The 23284-nt window shown below is 37.5% G+C and carries 17 protein-coding genes, 1 pseudogene and 1 riboswitch; of the genes and pseudogenes, 14 read left to right on the plus strand and 4 right to left on the minus strand.

The window, feature by feature from the left end:
- Positions 1-387: 387 nt before the first annotated feature.
- Positions 388-717, minus strand: coding sequence for a hypothetical protein (locus HNP81_RS19410; protein WP_182503721.1), 330 nt, complete (start codon positions 715-717; stop codon positions 388-390).
- A gap of 364 nt (positions 718-1081) precedes the next feature.
- Between HNP81_RS19410 and HNP81_RS19415 the strand changes: the two genes are divergently transcribed.
- From HNP81_RS19415 to HNP81_RS19435, 5 genes and pseudogenes are all read left to right on the plus strand, one after another.
- Positions 1082-1699 carry an acetate uptake transporter gene (locus HNP81_RS19415; RefSeq protein WP_182503722.1) on the plus strand — a complete coding sequence of 206 codons (618 nt, stop codon included), beginning with the start codon at positions 1082-1084 and terminating at the stop codon, positions 1697-1699.
- A gap of 373 nt (positions 1700-2072) precedes the next feature.
- On the plus strand, positions 2073-3050 hold the full coding sequence (locus HNP81_RS19420) for a ring-cleaving dioxygenase (RefSeq protein ID WP_182503723.1): 978 nt from the start codon (positions 2073-2075) through the stop codon (positions 3048-3050).
- Positions 3051-4167: 1117 nt separating this feature from the next.
- Positions 4168-4374, plus strand: coding sequence for a gamma-type small acid-soluble spore protein (locus tag HNP81_RS19425; RefSeq protein WP_182503724.1), 207 nt, complete (start codon positions 4168-4170; stop codon positions 4372-4374).
- 244 nt (positions 4375-4618) lie between these two features.
- A riboswitch (SAM riboswitch) is annotated at positions 4619-4723 on the plus strand.
- 97 nt (positions 4724-4820) lie between these two features.
- Positions 4821-5321, plus strand: a complete 501-nt coding sequence (locus HNP81_RS19430) for a riboflavin kinase (protein WP_246399477.1) — start codon at positions 4821-4823, stop codon at positions 5319-5321.
- Between the two features lie 414 nt (positions 5322-5735).
- Positions 5736-6150 (plus strand): annotated as a pseudogene (locus tag HNP81_RS19435) (LLM class flavin-dependent oxidoreductase); the annotation flags it as partial.
- A 57-nt stretch (positions 6151-6207) separates the two neighbouring features.
- On the opposite strand, the gene dagF reads toward HNP81_RS19435, so the two are convergent.
- Positions 6208-6963: a 2-dehydro-3-deoxy-phosphogluconate aldolase gene (gene dagF / locus HNP81_RS19440; RefSeq protein ID WP_182503725.1), complete on the minus strand. Its 756-nt coding sequence runs from the start codon at positions 6961-6963 to the stop codon at positions 6208-6210.
- Entirely contained in the window at positions 6956-8071 is a 1116-nt protein-coding gene (locus HNP81_RS19445; protein ID WP_182503726.1) for a DgaE family pyridoxal phosphate-dependent ammonia lyase, read from the minus strand. The genes dagF and HNP81_RS19445 overlap by 8 nt, the downstream gene beginning before the upstream one ends.
- 523 nt (positions 8072-8594) lie before the next feature.
- On the opposite strand from HNP81_RS19445, the gene HNP81_RS19450 reads away from it, so the two are divergent.
- The 6 genes from HNP81_RS19450 to HNP81_RS19475 all read left to right on the plus strand — a co-directional run bounded on the left by HNP81_RS19450 (position 8595) and on the right by HNP81_RS19475 (position 18458).
- On the plus strand, positions 8595-9599 hold the full coding sequence (locus tag HNP81_RS19450) for a LacI family DNA-binding transcriptional regulator (RefSeq protein ID WP_034300135.1): 1005 nt from the start codon (positions 8595-8597) through the stop codon (positions 9597-9599).
- A 457-nt stretch (positions 9600-10056) separates the two neighbouring features.
- The gene (gene lacZ / locus HNP81_RS19455) at positions 10057-13230 is read left to right on the plus strand and encodes a beta-galactosidase, LacZ type (RefSeq protein WP_182503727.1); all 3174 of its coding nucleotides are present in this window, start codon (positions 10057-10059) and stop codon (positions 13228-13230) included.
- A gap of 386 nt (positions 13231-13616) precedes the next feature.
- Positions 13617-15116, plus strand: coding sequence for a UDP-glucose--hexose-1-phosphate uridylyltransferase (gene galT, locus HNP81_RS19460; RefSeq protein WP_182503728.1), 1500 nt, complete (start codon positions 13617-13619; stop codon positions 15114-15116).
- A gap of 57 nt (positions 15117-15173) precedes the next feature.
- Positions 15174-16376: a galactokinase gene (locus HNP81_RS19465; RefSeq protein ID WP_182503729.1), complete on the plus strand. Its 1203-nt coding sequence runs from the start codon at positions 15174-15176 to the stop codon at positions 16374-16376.
- The gene (galE, locus tag HNP81_RS19470; protein WP_182503730.1) at positions 16364-17356 is read left to right on the plus strand and encodes a UDP-glucose 4-epimerase GalE; all 993 of its coding nucleotides are present in this window, start codon (positions 16364-16366) and stop codon (positions 17354-17356) included. The genes HNP81_RS19465 and galE overlap by 13 nt, the downstream gene beginning before the upstream one ends.
- Positions 17357-17366: 10 nt before the next feature.
- Positions 17367-18458 (plus strand): M24 family metallopeptidase, encoded by a 1092-nt coding sequence (locus HNP81_RS19475; RefSeq protein WP_182503731.1) that lies wholly within the window; start codon positions 17367-17369, stop codon positions 18456-18458.
- 395 nt (positions 18459-18853) lie between these two features.
- Here the strand turns inward: HNP81_RS19475 and HNP81_RS19480 are convergent, their stop codons facing one another.
- Positions 18854-20065 (minus strand): ROK family transcriptional regulator, encoded by a 1212-nt coding sequence (locus tag HNP81_RS19480; RefSeq protein ID WP_182503732.1) that lies wholly within the window; start codon positions 20063-20065, stop codon positions 18854-18856.
- Between the two features lie 687 nt (positions 20066-20752).
- Here HNP81_RS19480 and HNP81_RS19485 point away from each other — a divergent pair.
- The 3 genes from HNP81_RS19485 to HNP81_RS19495 all read left to right on the plus strand — a co-directional run bounded on the left by HNP81_RS19485 (position 20753) and on the right by HNP81_RS19495 (position 23275).
- Positions 20753-21025: a phage holin gene (locus HNP81_RS19485; protein ID WP_220478658.1), complete on the plus strand. Its 273-nt coding sequence runs from the start codon at positions 20753-20755 to the stop codon at positions 21023-21025.
- Positions 21026-21351: 326 nt separating this feature from the next.
- The gene (locus tag HNP81_RS19490; RefSeq protein WP_182503734.1) at positions 21352-22461 is read left to right on the plus strand and encodes an ABC transporter substrate-binding protein; all 1110 of its coding nucleotides are present in this window, start codon (positions 21352-21354) and stop codon (positions 22459-22461) included.
- Complete coding sequence (locus tag HNP81_RS19495) at positions 22451-23275, plus strand: alkaline phosphatase family protein (RefSeq protein WP_182503735.1); 825 nt, start codon at positions 22451-22453, stop codon at positions 23273-23275. The genes HNP81_RS19490 and HNP81_RS19495 overlap by 11 nt, the downstream gene beginning before the upstream one ends.
- Positions 23276-23284: the final 9 nt, after the last annotated feature.

Here is a 23284-nt window from a genome sequence, read left to right on the forward strand (position 1 = left end):
GAGTAATTAAAATTTTTGATGATACATGCTTTCTTTACGGTGTTTCTATATAGATTAAAATACGCCTTAACATCACATGAATCATTTTAAAATAGGCTGTTTTCACATACTTTGTTGCTTTTCAATCATTTTTACACTAATAACCCGGGTTGATTTCCGTTGCAGGTCCTCGCTTTCCGCGGGCGGTCTCAGAAGCCTCCTCAGTGCTTTGCACTTGCGGGGTCTCCCTCAACACGCTTTTCCCGCAGGAGTCTCGCACCTGTAACGAAGATCAACATCTGTTCGAATTGGTTTCTTGCAAAAACAACAATCTTTACGAAAAGAGCCTTAAAATAAAACAATACAATGGGTGTCCCAGAAGTGTCGACCTAACACTCTATACATTGTTTATGATGTCATGTATGTGTGGTTGACCTTTTCAAGTGCTGCGAGAAGATTTGCAGATGACTGATTAAGCAATTGGATCGTGCTGACACGAGAATGAATAGCCTCTTTTGGTAAGTCTGGTGCATCTGCCACAGAATGCGTACGACTGGCATTATCGGTTGCAAGCGACATAACTACCTCCATTGAAGCGTGCACTTCTTCAGACGATGAAGACATTTCTTTTGTTACTGCCTGTACGCCTTGGATTACATTATTGACATTTCGTAATGAAATGAGTAATGATTCTAAATCTTTTGCAATTGTCGGGATAGCATTCGAGCTTTCCGCCAATTCCCATGCGGCTTTTCCATCTCGTTAAGGGACGAAGTGCACGATTGACAAATTGTTTCACGAGAAACAATTCTCCTATTTTTGCAGTATATATGGCTCTTTGTATAAGTCCAAAGAATGGAACTACTTCACTTAGTTAACCTATAGTCTATTTAAGGTATCTTTTAACAAATGTTCAATATTCCTTTGATTTTCAATTTAGTCTGAAAATGAAAGCGTGAGAAAACGGTAGTAAATAAGCGAAAACATCGTTTTTAGTGGGAGTGTGGATTCATAGGATTCTGTGTTTCATCGAAAAAGACAGTATTGACACCCTTTGTCTTTTCCGATACATTACATAAGTATGTTTTTTAAGGAGGAAATAATGGGTACTCAGAATCACACACAAGTAAAAATAACAACAGCAGATCCATCCGCATTAGGATTGTTCGGTCTTGCGATGGTAACATTGGTAGCATCATCGCAAAAATTAGGTTTAACAGAAGGGCTTTCTTATCTCTTACCGTGGGTGTTTTTCTTAGGCGGTTTAGCTCAAATTTATGCCTCGGTCCTAGATGCGAAACATAACAATATATTTGGGACAACTGCATTTGGAGCATTCGGATTATTTTGGTTCGGTGTCGGAACAACATGGTTGATTCAGTTAGGCTTTTTCGGCGAAAAACTCGCTGCAAATGGTGATGCCAAACAGCTTGGCTTTGCGTTTATTGGCTATTTGATTTTCAGTCTTTTTATGACGATCGGGGCCATGGAAACAAATAAAGTTTTGTTCTCTATTTTCGTCTTTATTGATTTCCTATTTATTGGCTTATCTTTAAGTTCTTTTAACATTATGTATGATGTAACTCATATGATAGCTGCCGTAGCTGAAATGTGTATCGCTTTGCTATCTTTCTATGGTTCAGCTGCGAATGTGTTAAATACACACTTTGGACAAGTTGTACTACCGATCGGTAAACCCTTTGGAATTTTTAAAAAATAACATTGAGTAAGAGGACGATAAAAGTTTATCAGTCAATGAAGGAAAGGTGAGTATCTACTATAAGTAGGTCTCACCTTTTTTTATCCCGCATTAACGGACAATAAGACCCCTACTGATTGAAGTTTCACTTTATTTTTTCCCTTCCTTTTGTAATCATCGTCTCTTATGATTGACAGCTAATTTAATTCATGATATATCTATTTCGAATTAAAGATATTTTAATTAGAGATAAGCCGTTATAAAAAAATGACTAGACCATTAATATATAGGGAAAATATTTTATAAAAGTATAAATTAAGTAGTAAATTAGCTTAAGTGGAAGAAGCGCTCAGTATGAAAAAATAAAATTATGAATCAATTGGAGGCATGTAAAATGAACGAATTAAAAGGTATTCACCACGTAACAGCGATTACAAGTAGTGCAGAAAAAAACTATGAATTTTTTACGTATGTTTTAGGCATGCGTTTAGTAAAGAAAACCGTTAACCAAGATGATATCCAGACATATCACCTATTTTTTGCAGATGATATTGGTAGTGCAGGTACAGATATGACTTTCTTTGACTTCCCAGGCATATCTAAAGGCGCGCATGGTACAAATGAGATTTCAAAGACTTCTTTCCGTGTACCAAGTGATGCGGCAATCGATTATTGGGTAAAACGTTTTGATCGTTTAGAAGTAAAGCACACAGGAGTTATAGAACAATTTGGTAAAAAGACACTTTCGTTTGTTGATTTTGATGACCAACAATATCAGTTGATTTCAGATGAAAACAATGAAGGCGTTGTTTCTGGTACACCATGGCAAAACGGACCAATCCCACTAGAGTATGCGATTACCGGATTAGGGCCAATCTTTGTTCGGATTGCTCAGTTTGATTACTTTAAAGAAATGCTGGAAAAGGTTCTCTTATTTAAAGAAATAGCTAATGAAGATTCACTTCATTTATTTGAAGTGGGTGAGGGTGGAAATGGTGCTCAAGTAGTTGTCGAATATAATGCCAAACTTCCTCAAGCGCAACAAGGTTTTGGTACAGTTCACCATGCGGCATTCCGTGTTGAAGATCGATCTGTTTTAGAAGAATGGGATAAACATATAAGAAACTTTGGATTCCAAACATCAGGGTTTATTGATCGTTTCTTCTTCGGGTCATTGTATGTAAGAGTTGCACCACATATTTTATTTGAGTTTGCTACTGATGGTCCAGGGTTTATGGGTGATGAACCGTATGAAACACTTGGTGAAAAATTATCATTACCTCCATTCTTAGAACCGAAACGTGAACAAATTGAAAAATTAGTTCGCCCGATTGATACAGTTAGAAGTACAAAAGAATTCAGTAAAGAGTAATAAAATAACTCTACGAAGCCATCATGTACGAGATTTCTTATGAAGTCGTATGTGATGGCTTGTTTTGTATGAAAAGATATACCTTCGTTCCTTCCATAATTTAAATGCCACATTACGTTATTAATGTTATAACTTGTTTATCCAAAATTTGATCTAAAATAGTGTAGTCTTAAGGGCCAATGCGAGGATCTCATTTCACTGGAACTTAATCGGATGGGTCTAAAAGCTTCTTTTAGAGGGCGTCTTGATATTTGAGTTGTTTGCAAAAAAATATGTAAACCTTAAATCATGCATGTTTCCTAGTATTCTAAGCTTTTTTAAAAATAACCTTTCATATATACAAGTTGAAATAATCGTTACATTTTCTTCCTAATTCATTACTGGAGACTTATGGTAAAGGATAGGAGATTATAGTAGTATTTCAATATGGCTAAATAGCATATTAGTGTAGGTTCAAATATAGATTTTGAAGGAATTTGAGCACGTGTAGGGATGTTCCAAGAATCATCAGAAACGTTAGAAATAAATGAATCTAAATTAATACAAAGTGTACATACAGATGTAGCGACATGGATAGAAAGAGTCGGAAAAATTTGATTCCGTAGTAGATGAAGCATCTATTTTATTCCAAAGATATTCTGACAATCTCTATTCAATCAGCAGAGAATTGGAAAGTGCGGCAAATGAGTAGATCGGATCAGAGAAGTGGTTGAAAGACAAAGAGAGTTAGAAGGACTGTCTTGTATGAGGAGTAAATTAGGATACTTTAAAGTTTCTGATAACCTAATACGGACAGTTGCAATGGCCATAGAAAAAAATCAATACATCCAGGTACGCATCCGTCATCCATGCCCTGTTTTCCGTCATCTTTTTTCTTTTTTTTTCGCTTTATAATTATAATTCTTCATCATACACCTCTATCCATTCAACTAGATAAGTGTCACCATATCTTTTAATAAGTAAGATATGAACGGCAGGAGCGGAAGATTGATTAAAACTTTATGATTGTTGCAGAACTAACCTCCAAACTTCATATATGGCCTTATCTCTTTATATTTCGGATTAAAAAGAACTTTTGAGGAGAAATTAAGGGAAACGGAATGGAGGTTTCTTTATAATGGAAAATAACGATCGTCAAGATACATTTACGGTGGCGGGAACAAACATTGATGCAGTTAAAAGAAAAAATGAACGTTCAGGCATGTCTTATAATGAGGTGAAAGAATTGCTAGCTAAAACCACGGGTGGACATGGTACAGGAATTTATAGTGACACCAATATTGAGGAAGTTAAGAGGGAAATCACAATTCATGAAAAAAAATAAAGAATACCCTAAGGCAGCTTTCTTAAAGAACTCCTGCCAGACATATTCCTTAAAGAATTCGCTCTGTTAACATAGGAGTCTTAGTAATTACTTAATGACAATCTTTTATCCACGTTAAACATGTATTGTGAAGTATCGGAAAAATCAGATAGTAAACACTTGACAAAAAATTGAACATTTTATATATTGAATGTAATAATTATTCTAAGTAATCCGATGTGATTTAAAATTTCATATATATAGAATCTTATCAAGAGAGATGGAGGAACTGGTCCAATGAAATCTCGGCAAAAGGCTCTTTATGAGTACTGTGCCAATTCCAGCGAACTAATGGTTCGAAAGATAAGAGGAGACAATGGTAGCTTGTTTGTGTACATTTCACTCTTCTTATCACTTTAATAAGAAGAGTTTTTTTGTATTTACCAAATATAAAAGGGGATGTGTAGATGATGAACAATCAGGATGCACCATTCGAATTTGACACTATTTTACTTGGTGAAGGGAAGGAAGTTATTACTGAATCTCTTTTTGGGAGAGTGGTACATGGTAGGAAAATGGGACGGCAATTAGGTTTTCCTACAGCCAATGTAGATGCAGAAGATGTCTTGTTAGCGAATGGGGTATATGGCGTACAGGTAGTTGTAAAAGAAAAGCAATATCGAGGCGTTATGAATGTTGGTGTTAAACCAACATTTGGATCAACTTTGAAAAAAACATTTGAGGTTCATCTTCTCGACTTCTCCGATGACCTATATGGAGAGTTCATAGAGTGTCAACTTCTTTTTAAAGTCAGGGAGGAGCAAAAGTTTGCTTCAATTGATTTATTAAAAATACAAATTACGGAGGACATCCATCATGCAATCGAAGAATTTAAACAATTTGAGGATTTTTATAAAGACGGAGAAAGGAAAACCCTTAGGAAAAAGCAAATATCTGAATCTGCCTGATTTACAATTCTTTAATTGGTGCCATTTACAGTATGGGTTAAACAAAGGAATTTATAATACAATTGATAACTGGTTTTACGAGTATGGCATAGTCAATATTCTCTCACGCAGAATTTATCTATTGTCCTTTTTAGAGTTTGCCAAAGAAGTAGAATCGGAGCTGAAGCGAGATAAAGTAATCCGATTTGGAAGTGGCGGGCTTGTCAAAAAACTGCATGAATTCTTGGACGTTTATAAAATGGATTCTAAGGAACGACTATAACAATATAGTTGTCGTAACAAAATATGTATAACTTAGGAAATGTATTTAGCGAAGGGCTAAATACTTACATAAAACCAAATAAACAAATATGTTTATTTGTAATTCGAACTAGTAAAGCGAAGAAGTCAAAAAGGGAATGGATAGAGAGGAAAGTGACTAAAAAGAGAATTTATCTAAATGCATTTGATATGAATTGTGTGTCACATATGTCCCCAGGGCTGTGGGCACATCCAGAAGATCAATCAAATCAATATAACAATATAGAGTAATATGTCAACATTGGATCATTTAACAAACGGCCGAATCGGTTGGAATATAGTGACTCCCTATTTAGAAAGCGGCACTAAAAAAAGCGAGATCGGCGATAAGTTTCAACATGGGAAACGCTACAATATCGCGGAGGAATATTTAGAAGTTTACTATAAGCTGTGGGAAGGAAGCTGGGAAAAGGATGCGGTTGTAAAAGATAAAGAGAATAGGGTTTATACTGATCCGACAAAAGTGCATGATATTAATCATCATGGCAAATATTTTGATGAAGAAAAGGCTGTCCATGTCGGGCAGCCTCATCGATTCTGTCATTGCCCGTGTTACGAGTCATCACATCATCACGACTCCAAAGACTTAGCCATGTTTTTGAACCATTTTTTTCGTAATGGCTAGTAGTGTTCGCACATCTTCTACATTTGTCCTACCAGTTTCTTTATTTATGATGGAAGAGTAAACATGTGGAATGATTTTTGGCACATTTGCTTCTAGGGCAATATCTACTATCTTTTCGAAATTGTCCAAATCAATTCCACCAGTCGGTTCTAATGCGAAGCCTTCTTCACCACAAGCTTTGACGACTGCACGGTACTCATCTTCACATGCTAACCCTTTCATCGGATAGTATTTCAGTGCATTTCCGCCCATATCTCGAACTAGAGCAATCGCTGCTTTGATAGGAACGATGGCTAAATCATCGGCTTTAGCACTGTTAGGACCGGTTGATATATTCACATAACCGACTTGACCAGTTGGCGATACCAGTGCATTGATCCAACTTTCCTTTTCTGCTAAATTAGCCCGTGTAGCTGCTACCGCAGGAAATACTTGATTAATATGACTACCGGGATAATGTTTAGCAATCTCGGAAACGATTGCTGCCTGGCGATTGTCCCCAGCACCTAAGCCAATTGAAACGGCCTCATCAATTTCTTTTCCATATGATTTCATGTCTGCTACTGCTGATTCAACGGTAGGGTAGTTTTTTGATAGAATCCCAACTAATACGTGACCTTCTGCTGCCTCAAAAACTTCTACGGCGTTATCAATATGATTAGCTAGTACATTTAAAGCTATTCGATTTTGGTAAAAGCGTTTGTTCATATTAGACATTGTCCACTCCTCCTAAAATGGTTCGCAAACGATCTTCAATCACGTATATATCATCACCTTGTAAAGGGCGTGGATCGATATCAAAAAAGCCTTGGCGAACGCCGTAATCACGAGTATAAATCGCGATTAATTCACCATTCTTAAGCTGATCATTTACTTCTCTTGCTGTTATATACGTAAGTTCTGGATCAATCATGATTCGAGCTCTATAGATGGAACGACCAGCCTCATCTTGTACAATGGATACGTGTACACCATCGATAGATTCTAATGTTGTGAGAACTTGTAAACTTTCCTTTTCTTTTTTACTATTATCGGTTTTATTAAAATACTCATCCATTGCCTGTAATAAGCCAAATGTTGTTTCTTTGCCCACTTTCATACTTCTGCCGATGCCATGTAATTGAACTTTAAGCCATTCGATATATTTCTGTTTACCACAAACGATTCCAGAACTTGGTCCTTCAATTGCCTTTGAACCACTATAAATAGCTAAATCAGATACTTGTACATACTTTTGCAAATCTTCTTCTGCAGCAGCATCGATGATGAATGGAATATGATTCGCTTTGGCAATTTCCCAAGCTTCTTCAACGGAAATCATATTTTTTTGTACGGCATGATGCGATTGAACATATAAGATGGCTGCGGTATTTTCGTTAATAGCGTCTGAAATATGCTCTGCCCTGCCTTCATTTGCATAACCAACTTCAACTACTTTTCCACCGCCGAGATAGACCATCGTTTCAATCGGTGCCCCGTACTGTACATTATGGCCTTTCAACATAATAATTTCATTTTTGGGAATGGATATTTGATGCAGTTTTTCGCTTTTTCGTTGGTTTCCTTCTGTTACAATGGCTGCTATGGAAAGAGCAATACCACTGGATGCAGAGTTAACAACAATCGCTGCATCAGATTGTAGTAAACGAGCGATATGTTGACCAGCTTTGTCGACGAGATCAGCTATTTCAACATAATTTTGCCCGCCTACCTTCATTGCGTTCATGACAGAATCTGTTGGGGCAGAAACTCCTAATATACTCATTCTTCCACTTGCATTGATCACTCTTTTTAAACCGTATTTGGCATTTAATGAATTCTCCATGTACGACGGCTCCTTTTATCACAATGTTTTGTTCACTGTTTTTTTACATCTTCAGAATCTATTAAAACTACGGGATTATTCTAAAACTGTGAATCATTTGAGAAGAACTATGGCACCTATTTGATTCCAAAATCGGGTTTATTGAGCCACTTGGCTTGAGGAACAGAACAGCATCAATGAATACTTTTAGTGAATACCCGAGATATAGAATCTACTATAAACAGGGTGCTTTGATCATGCCTACCTGTTAATAGAAGAGCTTTGGTGCTTTTAAAGATTTATGTAGTTGGTAATAAATCACTGAAATTTCTTTCTAATTAAAATTGAGAGTAGCATATGAATTAATATTGGTCAATTTAACGTTATGATGTTTAAAATAGTACAACAGAAGTCTAATTCTATTTTGTAAATGCTATTTTTTTATTATTATGACCAAAAAAGAGGTTACAGCCACTTTTTTGTGGTTTAATCATAGTAATTCATAAAGAATATAGAGGGTAAAAAGTGTTAGAAAGGAGAACGAATGGTTACAAGGAGAGAGGTTGCACAAAAAGCGGGTGTTTCACCATCAACCGTATCACGCGTCATTAATAATAATGGATATGTTGCAATAGAAGCTAGAGAACGAGTGGAAGCTGCCATTGCTGAATTGAATTATATACCTAATCGAGCAGCACAAAATTTACGGATGAAGTCTTATAAACAAATTGCTTGTATAACACCATCTATTACGAATTCCTTTTTTACGGAAATGTTTGTTGGGATAGAAGAAATGGCATTAGAAAGAGGATATTCTTTATCGTTATATAATATTACGAAAGAGAAAAAGAACTATTTGAAACAAGTATTGGAGGGGCCTTATGATGGCATGATTTTACTTGCTTCGTATGAAATTAGTGCAATAATGGATTTTGATAAAAATGAGCTGCATATGCCACTATCACTATATTTGGACCGTGTACTAGAAACAGACATTCCTCATGTTTTTATAGATTTGAATAAAGTGATGAAGCAATCTGTCGAGCATTTAATTCAACGCGGTCATAAAGAAATCATTTTTTTAGGGCATTATTTCGATAATGATATAGAGAATGCTAGATACGAAGGATATGAGAGTGCAATGAAAGCACATCATTTACCAATTAAGGACTATTATAAGAAATATATCGAAATGTATGATGACAAATTGACTACGGGGTATGCGGCGATCAAGTCGCTATTAGAAAATGGTCAATCATTTACAGCCGTTGCAGCATCGAATGATTTGTTAGCAGCAGGTGCGATGAGGGCCATCATTGAAAGTGGAAAAAAAGTGCCTGATGATATATCCGTTATCGGTGTTGATAATATTGAACTAGCGAATATCGTCACCCCAACATTAACAACGATGAATATCCCAAAAAGGGAAATCGGCAGAATACTAGTTGAACAATTATTAGATCAACTTCTCAATGAAAAGAAGGTTAAATCAATCATAGAAGCTGATGTTACTTTAATAGAAAGAGAGTCTGTCAAAAACATTAAATAATTGACAACGTTTTCATTAGGGTTTATATTTTGAATATTACTACTAAAGATTTCTAATTGAACATATCTAACCTGATATTGTTCAAAAGAATTCTTTTTATGACCGATGTGGTCACGTAACCACAACACTTAAAAAGCTAGTTTGTTCAACTCTGTTTTACAGTCAAAAATTAATGATGTAGGAAGTATCGTAACAGTAATTATTTTGTTTTTGTATGCGGACATGGGGCGGGGCTTCACAACTTCATAATATAGTCAATTTTCTTATCAAGCATACCTATATTATTGAGAAATAGTTCTAAATTCGGCTTCGCACCGCCGCCATTGTGATTAGGTGAGTGCAGTGTTGTACACGATTTAGCCTCCATAGCAAATGGTGGAGTTATAACGCCATATTCATTTTGTATATAAGGTAGATCAGTACAAGGATAATAAAAAATAGAAGGGATTTAATTGCTATGACATTACGAAATGATTGGGAAAACTTAGATATATTACAAAAGAATCGACTAAAATCAAGAGCGTATTTTTTCGGCTATAAAAACAAATCACTAGCTCTTTCGTATGATCGAGGAGAATCACTAGGATTTTTATTGTTAAATGGTGATTGGAAATTTCATTATGCCAATTCACCGATCGAATCTCCTAGTGATTTTTATGAAGAAGACTATTGTACAGAAAATTGGGGAACAATCCAAGTTCCTTCTCATTGGCAATTGAATGGGTATGGTAATCCTCATTACACAAATGTAAAGTACCCTTTTCCTGTAGAGCCACCATACATTCCGTCTGAAAATCCAACTGGCGCCTATGTAAGAACGTTTACGCTATCGAAAGAAGCATTATCAGAAAAATTACATTTGATGTTTGATGGTGTTGATAGTTCTTTCCATGTTTGGGTGAATGGGCATCCGGTTGGCTATAGTCAAGGAAGCCGACTGCCATCTGAGTTTGATATTACCGATGTTGTGAAAGAAGGAAAAAATAAAATCGCGGTCAAAGTCTATCAATGGGCGGAGTCTTCTTATATTGAAGATCAAGATATGTGGTGGCTAAGTGGTATTTTTAGAGATGTTTATATTGTCTCAAAACCTCATACTCATATCCAAGATGTCTTTATTAATAGTTATTTAGAAAACGATTTCAAATCTGGGCAATTAGACTATGAATTAGCAGTTCAAGGAGACTATCAAGAGCATCGAATCACTGTAGAAATATTAGAAAACGGTAGTTTAATAGCTGAACATGTACATACTATCGATTGTCAAGTAGTGACAGGCTCTATTCCAATTGAAAGCGTTAAACAATGGAATGCAGAAACACCGTATTTATATGATGTAGTAATTACATTATTGAATTCAAATAGTGAAGTCATTGAAGTGATTCCACAAAAATCTGGATTCAGAAATATTGAAATAAAAGGTGGACAATTATTAGTGAATGGCGTAGCTGTTATGTTTAAAGGTGTGAATCGACATGATGCCCATCCTGATTTTGGCCGCGCTGTTCCAGTTAGTTCGATGCTGGAAGATTTACTATTAATGAAGCAGCATAATATTAATGCGGTGCGAACAGCTCATTATCCGAATGATCCGCGTTTTTATGATCTGTGCGACAGACTGGGATTTTATGTAATTGATGAAACAGATCTTGAATGTCATGGACTAGTCATGGTTGGTCAACCACATCTACTCAGCGACGATCTAAATTGGCAAGCAGCATATGTTGATCGTATGGAAAGAATGGTTGAGCGGGATAAAAACCATCCGTCGATTATTATGTGGTCATTAGGGAACGAATCAGGATTTGGCCAAAACCATGTTGCCATGTATGAATGGGCCAAGAAAAGAGATCCGAGGAGATTGGTCCATTATGAAGGAGAGACGAGAGAAATCTTGTATGAAGATGATTTCGTACCAACGAAGGATCCGATTGCATCGGATGTTCACACGTCCATGTATACGTCCATTGATCAAATGAAAGTCATTGGTGGATTAACGAACTTACAGAAACCGCATATTTTATGTGAGTATGCCCATGCAATGGGAAATGGTCCAGGAGGACTGAAAGAATATTGGGAAACATTTTATACGTTTGATCGACTTCAAGGTGGCTTCGTTTGGGAATGGGTTGACCATGGTTTAAGGCAATATACGCAAGATGGTGAAGAATATTTTGCATATGGAGGCGACTTTGGTGAGAAAACACATGATGGTAATTTTGTCATTGATGGATTAGTACGACCTGATCGCACGCCTTCTCCAGCATTAGCCGAGTTGAAAAAAGTCATTGAACCAGTTGCCGTAACCGATTTTAATTTTGCTGAAAAGACGATTCTAGTTCAAAACCGCTTTGATTTTTCTGATTTATCTTCTCTACAATGTCAATGGGCGATAGAAGCTGATGGAAAGATTATCGGCAGTGGAATTGTGGACGTACCAGAGATTCCGCAAAATTCCGGGAGAGTGGTAGAGTTACCTATTCAAGTACCACATGTCGTGCGTGAAAATACGGATTATTGGTTGAATCTCGTTTGGACAACGAAAGAAACGACTGAATGGGCGGCTTCAGGTCATATTGTTGCCTGGTCACAACATGAACTTCCGATTTCTCAATATGTTTTTACTGAACAACGAGCTAATGGTCAATTACATGTAAAAGATGAGTTAGCTAAAATAATAATTGAAGGATCCAATTTCGAATTAACTTTTAATAAGCAAAACGGTCGCATAGAAGACTATTATTATAATGGTCAACTTATGCTCCATAAAGGACCAAGATTAAATTTCTGGAGAGCACCTATTGATAATGATATTTTAGGCTCTAATGAATTTTTGGCAAAGCCAGTCACTAAACAATGGAAAGAATATGGGATTGACGTCATGCAACATCGAATCAAACAAACGGTCATGACGGAGCAAGAAGATCTTCAAGTTGCTGTGATTTCATGTGAAGCAAGAGTAGCTCCGCCAGTTATTGCCTGGGGATTTGATGTATCGTATGAATATAAGGTTTATGCGGATGGAAGAGTTTTAGTTGATATTAAAGGTGTTACAACTGGAAATGGTCCAGAATCTCTGCCACGAGTTGGTGTAGAGATGATCGTAGAAAATAGCTTTGATGCTGTACAATGGTACGGATTAGGACCGAATGAAGCTTATGTAGATAGTCGATTAGCTGCCAAGATGGGGGTATGGTCATCAACAATTGATGGTTTGTATACGCCATATATTTTCCCACAAGAAAACGGCAACCGCCATCAAACGAAATGGGCAAGCTTATCAAAAGAGAATGGTGAAAGTATGCTCGTTAGTGGAAATTCTTTTGATTTCTCAGCAAGCTATTATACAGTTGAACAACTTGAAAAGGCCAAACACACATATGATCTTGTTACGCAACCATATATCACTTTACACATTGATAAACAACAATATGGCTTAGGATCAGCTAGTTGTGGTCAAGATGTTCAAGAACAATATCGACTAAAGAATGAAGATTTCCAATATTCATTTGTGATTCAGCCATATCATCAAAATGCAAACTCGCCAGTCGTATTAAGTAAAAAATTTCAAAACAAGAATGCGATTGATAATCCAGTAAAAGAGGGAAGCCAGGTTTTAAATAGCATCTAGGATAAAAAAATCCGTTTTATAATGTAGCTATATATAGTGGAAGGAAAGGAAACGAGCAATCAGTGGGGAGTAAAAATCCCACTGATTGAAATTTCACTTGATCTGATTATGTAAATTCTATACATTCGGTCTATCGTAGGTGAAAGCTGAAACTTTGTCTTGATTCTATTTGTCGAGAAGGAAGTTTGAAAAATTTTAGAAGACCGAAAGAATGTTTTCTTTCATATTGGAATGACATCTTATTTAATACATATTGTAAAATTTTGAAATAAAGTATAAAATAATAAATACATACTTAATTAATTTAATTAAGTTATAAAACTTATGAAGTGAATTCGATATCCTTTTAATATCCCACCCAAACTACTTAAATCGAGGTGTCATGTATGAAAGATATTTATCAACATATCCAAAATTTACTATACTATGGTCGTGAAAATGACTTGTTTAGGCAAGAAGATCTAATTTACGTGAGAAATCGTGTTCTGTCTCTTTTGGGGCTTGATGAATGGGAAGAGTGTCATCATACAGACCCTCTACCTTCTTTAGTAGAAATTTTGACGAATCTATTAGATTGGGCACATGATCAAGGCTTACTTACATCTAATACGGTTACTGAACGGGATATTCTTGATACGGAAATTATGAACTGTCTGATGCCTCGGCCTTCTGAGGTAATTCGCCAATTTAAGAATCAATATGAGAATCATCCGGAACTAGCGACGAAATTCTTCTATAAAATTTCTACTGCTTCAAACTATATACGTTTGGACCGGATAGCTAAAAATAAAGAGTGGCAAGTAACAACTCCTTACGGTGACATCGATATTACAATTAATTTATCTAAACCGGAAAAAGATCCGAAAGAAATTGCGGAAATGAGGGAAGCGCCTTCATCTTCTTATCCTACTTGTTTATTATGTATCGAAAATGAAGGGTATAAAGGGACGCTTAGGCATCCTGCACGAGCGACGCATCGAACGATTCCCATTCGCTTACATGATGAGGAATGGAGATTTCAATACTCGCCATATGTATACTACAAAGAACATAGTATTATTTTTCGAGAAGAGCATACACCGATGAAGATGTCTAGAGCAACGTTTGATCGTCTACTCGACTTTGTTGATCAATTTCCGCATTATTTCATTGGTTCCAATGCTGATTTGCCTATTGTTGGCGGTTCTATTCTATCGCATGATCATTTTCAAGGTGGCAAATACACATTTGCGGTCGAAAAGGCAGAAATGGTTGAAACGATCTCTCTCGATGCATATCCATCGACAAGGGTTGGTATTGTGAATTGGCCAATGTCAGTTATCCGTATCCAAGGGGGTAAGGAAGATGTGGCAAATGTTGCTGAGCATATTTATGAAAGTTGGAAAAAGTATGTCGATCTTGAGGCAAATATTGTTGCATACACAGGAAACACTTTACACAACACTGTGACACCTATAGCACGTCGACGGGGCAATTTATATGAAATGGACATTGTCTTAAGGAATAATCGCACAACAGAGCAGTATCCAGACGGAATTTTCCATCCGCATCGTGATCTCCATCATATTAAAAAGGAGAATATTGGATTGATTGAAGTGATGGGACTTGCTGTGCTACCGGGGAGGCTTGCAACGGAATTAGAGCAAATCGCCGACTATCTTGTGAAGCCGATACAAAAGGAAAAGTGGAACAAAGAGTTGCTCAAACACTGGGAGTGGTATGAGGATATGTGTCAAAGATTAGATCGTATCACGAAAGAAAATGTAATGGTTATTCTAAAAGAAGAAGTGGGAATGAAATTTCAACGCGTTCTTGAAGATGCTGGCGTATTTAAAACCACGGAAGAAGGAAAACGAGCTTTTACTACATTTTTAAATTCACTGTAGATCATAGATTTAAGAACTTCAGTTAGGCAAATGGAAAAAGGGGAAGGAAGGGCTTACATGGATATAAATCAATTAAAAAAGTTATACGATCAAGAATACGGAATAGCAGATGAATGGCGCGTGTACTTTGCTCCAGGTAGGGTGAATTTAATTGGAGAGCATACGGATTATAATGGGGGGTATGTTTTCCCAGCCGCTTTGACTTTCGGAACTTGGGCTATCGTAAGTCCGCGCCAGGATGGAATATACAATTTTCGCTCTGCTAATTTCGAGTTAAAGGTGAGCTGTCATGTCTCAGAAATAGCGTATATAAAAGAGCATGACTGGGCCAATTATCCAAAGGGTGTTCTGAAAGAGCTACTTGAAGTCGCGGGTCCAGAAAAAGCGCAATATTATACAGGGGCAAATATATTGTTTTACGGAAATATTCCAAATGGAGCTGGGCTATCTTCTTCTGCGTCAATCGAACTTGTGACAGCGCTTTCCTTGAGTGAAATTGCAGGAATGGAGATTCCAATGGTTGAGCTAGTTAAGTTAGGCCAACGTGCCGAAAATCGCTTTGTTGGTGTTAACTGTGGCATTATGGATCAGTTTGCTGTAGGAATGGGCAAAAGTGAGCACGCGATTAAGTTGAAATGCGATACGCTTGAATACGAATATGTTCCAGTGAGAATTGATGGCTACAAGCTAGTGATTATTAATACAAATAAGCGAAGAGGTCTAGCTGATTCCAAATATAATGAGCGCAGGAGTGAATGTGAGGAAGGATTAAGAATCATCCAACAACAATTACCCGATGTTCAGTCATTAGGAGATATTAGCGTTGCTGATTGGAAAAGGGTTCAACATATGGTTAAAGACGAAATCATTCGTCGAAGAGTGGAACATGTAGTGACAGAAAATGAACGGGTTATTTCTGCAATGGAAGCATTAGAGAAACACGATCTTGTCATGTTTGGAAATTTAATGAAGAAATCCCACGAATCTTTACGTGATTTATATGAAGTGACAGGAATTGAGTTAGATACTCTATTTGAAGAAGCAGCGAAAGCTGAAGGCTGTATTGGTACAAGGATGACAGGAGCAGGTTTTGGAGGCTGTAATGTTAGTCTTGTGAAGAATGAGGATGTTCCATCATTTACAGAGACAGTAGCAAGGAATTATACAGCTAAGACAGGTATCGAGCCGACTTTCTATATATGTGAAATTGGTGATGGTACAAAAGAAATAGTTAAGGAGGATAAGGGATGGCGATTTTAGTAACAGGTGGAGCGGGTTATATAGGTAGCCACACGGTATTAGAGCTATTAAATCAAGGTGAAGAAGTCATTGTCATAGACAACTTAAGAACTGGCCATAGAGGATCTGTAGTGGGGGGGCAATTTTATCAAGGCGATCTTCGTGACCGTACCTTTTTAAACCATGTTTTTGAACAGCATGAAATTGAAGCAGTTATTCACTTTGCGGCAAATTCGTTAGTCGGAGAGAGTGTTTTACATCCGTTAGATTACTATGAAAATAACTTAATAGCATCTCATACACTTGTATCTACTATGCTTCGACATGGCGTTAAGAAAATCGTATTCTCATCAACTGCCGCCACTTATGGAGAGCCGAAACAGATTCCAATCAAGGAAACAGATACGACCGATCCAACAAGTCCATATGGTGAAACGAAACTGGCAATGGAAAAAATGTTTAGATGGTGTGATAACGCTTACGGATTAAAGTCTATTTCGCTACGCTATTTTAATGCGGCAGGTGCTCATCCAGATGGAAGTATAGGGGAAGATCATCAGCCGGAAAGTCATTTAATCCCAATTGTTTTGCAAGTTGCTTTAGGAGTACGAGAGTCAATCGGAATTTTTGGAGCTGACTACTCTACTGAAGATGGGACTTGTATTCGGGATTATATCCATGTGATGGATCTCGCTAATGCACACTGGCTTGCCCTTCAGCATGTACGCAAAAATGAGACGAGTGACGTGTTCAATCTTGGAAATGGAATGGGTTTTTCGGTGAAAGAAGTCATCGAGACAGCACGGAAGGTAACTGGACATCCAATCCCAGAGTCGGTAAGCCCGAGGCGTCAAGGTGATCCAGCTATTTTGATTGCATCTTCTGAAAAGGCACAGTCTGTTTTAGGTTGGAAGCCGAGGTTTAACGATTTGGAAACAATTATTGACACCGCTTGGAACTGGCATCAAGCTTATCCAAACGGTTACGAGGAAAAAAGATAGGAGGATCATTATGGAGACTATCGTTGGAACACCGCTAGAGAAAGTGAAACAGTTTATTGCAGATAAACAGATTGACGGTGTGTTTTTCCGAAAACGGAGCAATTTTGCCTGGGTTACTGGTGGAAAGGATAATCATATAGTCAATACAACAGAAGAGGGTGTAGCTGATTTATTAATATTGGCCGATAAAAAATATTGCATTACTTCAAAAATGGAATCGGCACGCATTCATGACGAGGAGCTTTTAGGCCTGGGCTATGAATTTATGACTCTAGAATGGTATGAAGATCAGGATTCCATTGTACAAGGTCTAACAGACGGAAAAAAAATCGCAAGCGATGTACCCATCGGCAACTTTCTAGACTTCGGTCATGAACTCACTAGCCTTCGTTATACATTAACTTGTGAGGAAGTTGACCGGTACCGTTGGCTATCTAAGCAGGCAGCGAAGGCTGTTGAGTCGACATGCCGTGAAGTACAACAAGGGTGGACAGAGTTTGAGATCCAGGCTCATCTGGCAGCAAAAGTTATTAAAGAGGGGATTAATCCTCAACTCATTCTTGTATCAACGGATGAAAGGGTATTTAAATACCGCCACCCTATTCCAACAGAGAAAAAATTAGCCAATTATGCAATGATTGTTCTTTGTGCGGAAAAATGGGGACTCGTCTCCAACGTTACTCGTTTCGTTCATTTTGGTGAACTGCCTGCAGAACTATATGAAAACAAGCAAAAGCTAGTTCAGATTGATGTGGCGATGAATGCAGCTACAAGACCTGGAGCTGCGATTAAGGATGTATTACAGACAGCGTTTGCTAAGTATGAGGAAGTAGGGTATGGCGAAGATTGGCGCTTCCTGCATCAAGGCGGACCAACGGGTTATGCGAGCCGGGAATTCCTTGCCACTCCAAATGCAGAAGGAACGGTTCTGGAAAATCAGGCATTTGCTTGGAATCCTGCCATCCGTGGCATTAAATCTGAGGATACGTTCCTTGTCGGTCGGGAAGGAAATGAGTACCTAACTTACACGGGGGAGTGGGTATATTTAAGGGTGAATCACAATGGGAAAACGTATATACGCCCGGATATCCTAGTACGCTAAATTATACCAAACGAAAAAATGGCCATAGTTTTTTACAGGTTTACTTGTGAGGTGTAAAAACGGAAGAAACTTGTCAAACGTTGGTTCATTCGTGTGTTTATCATCACTAAATTCACGGACATATCATGGATGCGCTACTAAACATAATATATTAAAATTCACATTATAAATGAAATCACACTCACTCCAAAATTATTTTATCCGATTAGCATTCCAGTGTGAAAAAGTAGCACAAATGCTGATAATCCTTTATATTACAATAAAAAACACACTGTGAAATCCAGTGTGTTTTCCTTTGTGTTTGATTGTTTGCACCTCTGAAGTGGACTCTTTAACCGGTATTTCATATAGTGTAGACTAGTGATGGCTTTACTAAAAAAATAGAAAATGAGATGTCAGGTGTTTCCAGGTGTTGCAAACAATTGAGCAAGGATTAATGCAATTGCACCCATAACAGTGGCGTCTGCTCCAAACTTTGAGATGATTACCTCTGTCTGTTTCGCTGAATCGGTCAGTGCACGCTGTTCAATCGTCTTCTTTACGCTTTCAAGAATGAATTCCTTGGCATTTGAAACCCCTCCGCTAATTACAATCCGCTTTGGATTTACGGTATGGATTAAATTCGTGACGCCTACACCAAGATAACGTCCAGCTTTATTTAAAATATTCTTGCTTAACAGGTCCCCCGCTAATGCAGCCTGATAAATGACTTCACCATCGATTTCATTTTCCTTGTTACTAAGTATACTAGATTCTCCAAGTTTCAATTCTTTCTTAAGACTTTCAACAATTGCGGGACCGGAAGCGAATGTTTGCAAACACCCATAATTGCCGCATGTACATTTCGGGCCATTAAGATCAATAGCCATATGACCGATTTCTCCGCTAATATAGTGTTCGCCTCTGAACACTTGTCCGTTAATAATGATTCCAGCACCAATTCCTCTGCCGACATTAATACAGACAATGCTATCATCACCATGACCATTTCCAAACCAAAGTTCTCCAAGACTCATGGCCCTTGCATCGTTTTCAATCTGGACCACCATCTGAAATTCTTTTTCTAGGGCATCTTTAATCCCGATATTTTTTAATTTTAAGTTTGGGGCAAAAACGGAAACACCCTGATCAACATCCACAATACCGTGCATCCCAATTCCGATCCCAATGATTTTGTTCCGATCTATTTGTTCATTCTTTTGGATGGCATAGATGGAGGTAATCATTAAATCAAGCAGGCCCTCATTTGTTATGGAGTCTGGAATAGGGTGAATCTGTTTTTTTCGGATTCTGCCATTTATGTCGGTCAGAATAATTTTGAGGTGGTGGGAACCTATATCGAGGCCTATAACATGAAACATGTCACTGTTTAACGTGAGTAATGTCGGTTTTCTGCCTCCACTTGAAACACCTAAAGACGTTTCAATGATCATTTCTGTTTCAAGTAACTCCTTCACAAGATTGCTAACGGTTGGAGGAGTGAGCTTTGTTGTTTTTGCAATATCGGCTCTCGAAATGCCCCCTTTTTTACGAATCGTATTCAATATGACGGATCTATTTAAAGACTTCATTAATTGGAAGCTTCCTGTTAGAATATTGGGTTCCATTTCCTTGCTCCTTGTCTGGAATATATAGTTAATTAAATATAATTATAAACTATAATGATGTAAACGGCAAAACGGATCTATCGAAGCGGGGTATCAGCAGCGCTAGAACGGGACTATTGAAAAGGAAAAGAAATTGATAGAATTCTTCTTTATTACGTAAGATTTTAGTATTTCCTCAGATTAAGACTAAATAAAAGGAAACAGAGAACAATAATTAGCATCATAGAAAAGAAATTATCAGTTTGGGAGCTTAGTACTCTATAAAAGTTTGAGCAAAGGCATTGTAAATCAAGAATATGATCCAAAATTTGGATTTGTGGGCGAGAATAGGGACATTACGATCCTTAAAGGAGATTTGAGCGCCAGAATAAGCAATTAGTTATTCGTTCAATCAGTGGGGGTCTTAATGCCAGTTAATGCGGGATAATTGTAGAATTCCCACTAACAAGTTCAGTCTGATTACAGAGCGAGCTCTAAACAAGCATGAAATGTAGATGATTTATCCATCATTAGCCTTAGCCGAATAAGACAAGCTACATAAACTATTAAGAAGGGAGAAATTTCATCCCAAGAAATGGAACAATTACAATATGACGCAAGTTGTGTTTCTTTCAAAACCAACAGCTAAATCAATTTGTTTCTCATAAGTTAAGCTCCCCCATGTTTTGCATACTAGGAGGTGACAACATGATTAACTGGAAAGTACGTTTTAAAAATCCAATCTTTATTTTTACAGTATTTATACCTGGGGTCTTAATTCTTGTGCAAATGATTGCCGCATTTATTAACACGTATATTCAACCTATTGGTTTTTCTATTACTGAAGATGCGATGAATGGATTGTTGGGGATTGTCAACTTTATCGCTATTACTTTCTTTGGTGTTGGTAGTGTGATTGATCCAACTACGAAAGGAATAAAGGATAGTGAGAGGGCAAAACAATACGACCAGCCTCAGTAATATGTTGTAGCTGTTAAACAAGATTATTGCCAAAAAACATAACTACATTAAACAAAATCGCTTTAATGTAGTGATAGGGTGCCAGTTTTAATGGATCCACATTTAATTGAAGTGAAGCGTATAAATGTTAGTGCGTGTCAAACTTATCATATCAATTACATGATAAGTTTGACACGTATTTTTTTAGGTATCTATGTTGGATGTAAATGTTCTGTAAAGTGAAATTTACACATTCTTAGTGTGGGAATGTTTTTTGCTTAATATTTGTTTTGTATATTCATAGTGTAATACAAAACAAAAACAAATATCTTCTGGAGGGAAAAACAATGTCATGGAATCGTACTTGGAAAAAAGGAATTATCGGAGTAGCAGCTATATCAATGTTAGCGGCGTGTTCAGCAAACGATGCATCTAAAGGATCAAGCACAGGAAAAGAAACGGATAATAATGACTTGACATTGACTCAAATAGAAGAAAAAGCAAAAAAAGAGGGCGAAGTTAATTCAGTTGGGATGCCAGATACGTGGGCAAACTGGGGTGAAACTTGGGGAGAATTAGGAACAAAATATAAATTAAAACATTCGGATACAGATATGTCCAGTGCAGAGGAGTTAGCTAAATTTGCAGCAGAAAAAAAGGATGCAACAGCTGACATTGGTGATGTTGGAATTGCCTTTGGACCGATTGCAGAGGAACAAAACTTAACACTATCTTATAAAACGTCTTATTGGGATGACATTCCAAATTGGGCTAAAGATGATAATGGTGACTGGGTTGTTGGCTATACAGGCACGATGGCCTTTATTTCAGATAAGAATAATGTAAAAAATGCCCCTAAATCATGGGACGATTTAAAAAATGGGAATTACAAAGTTAGTATTGGTGATGCGTTAACAGCAAACCAAGCACAATTTGCTATATTAGCAGCTGCATATGCTTTCGGTGGAGACGAAAAGAATATTCAACCGGGGATTGATTTCTTTGCAGAATTAGCAAAACAGGGTCGTTTATCGGCTGGGGATCCAAGTGTTGCTAACTTAGAAAAAGGTGAAATAGAAGTTGCTTTACTTTGGGATTTTAATGCACTAGGTTATCGCGAACAAATTGATGCAAAGCGTTTCGATATATCGATTCCAGAAGAGGCATCAGTAACATCTGGCTATGCAACGGTAATTAACAAATATTCGAAAAACCCGCATGCCGCTATGTTGGCTCGTGAATACATTCTTTCAGATGCAGGACAAGAGAATTTAGCAAAAGGGTATGCACGCCCAATTCGCGAAAATGTGAAGTTGCCAGAAGAAGTTAAATCCCTTCTATTACCAGATAATATGTATAAAAGTGCACAGCCTGTTGGTGATCAAAAAGCTTGGGAAGAAACTACGAAAAAGATCCCGCAAATGTGGCAAGAGCAGGTGTTAATCTATGTCAAATAATCGTTTAATTATGATCGTTATCGACGCGCTGCGTTTTGATACGGCGTGTTCACATATGGGATTTATGCAACATCTTGTCGAACAAGGGAAGGCTGCTCGCTATGAAGTGAAGTCAGAAGTACCTTCACTTTCTAGGCCGCTTTACGAAACGATTTTGACTGGAACCCCTCCTTTGGTTCATGGAATAGTTGGCAATGGAATCGTTCGATTATCGACGCAAGAAAGTCTGTTTCATTTAGCAAAACGCAGCGGGAAGACAACCGCTGCAGCAGCTTATTATTGGGTAAGTGAACTGTATAATCATGCGCCGTTTCGTCATGATATCGATCGAATTCAATTGGACAAAGATGCACCGATTGAAAATGGCCTGTTTTATTTTGAAGATCATTATCCAGATAGTCACTTATTCGCCGAAGCACAGTGGCTTGTTTCTGAAAAGAACCCAGATTTTCTATATATTCACCCGATGAATGTAGATGATGATGGCCATAAATTTACAGCTGATTCTGTGCAATATCGAAATCGTGTTTTAGCTACAGATACTCTATTGGCTCTTACCTTGCCAAAATGGATGGATCTCGGTTATGACATCATTGTAACAGCTGACCATGGGATGACAGTTGATGGGAATCACGGTGGGAATACAACGAATGATCGCCATGTTCCATTATTTATTGCTTCTAAAAAAGTAAAGCCGATTGTTCAACATCAGATTGTTTCACAGCTGCAAATGGCCCCACTTGCTTGTCATTTGCTCGGAATCCATCCATCTGAAGCGATGGTCCCTCTACTCATACCTGGCCTAGTCGACTAAGGAAGGGAG

Origin of the sequence: Peribacillus huizhouensis (assembly GCF_014138605.1) — a bacterium.
GTDB lineage: Bacteria > Bacillota > Bacilli > Bacillales > DSM-1321 > Peribacillus > Peribacillus huizhouensis.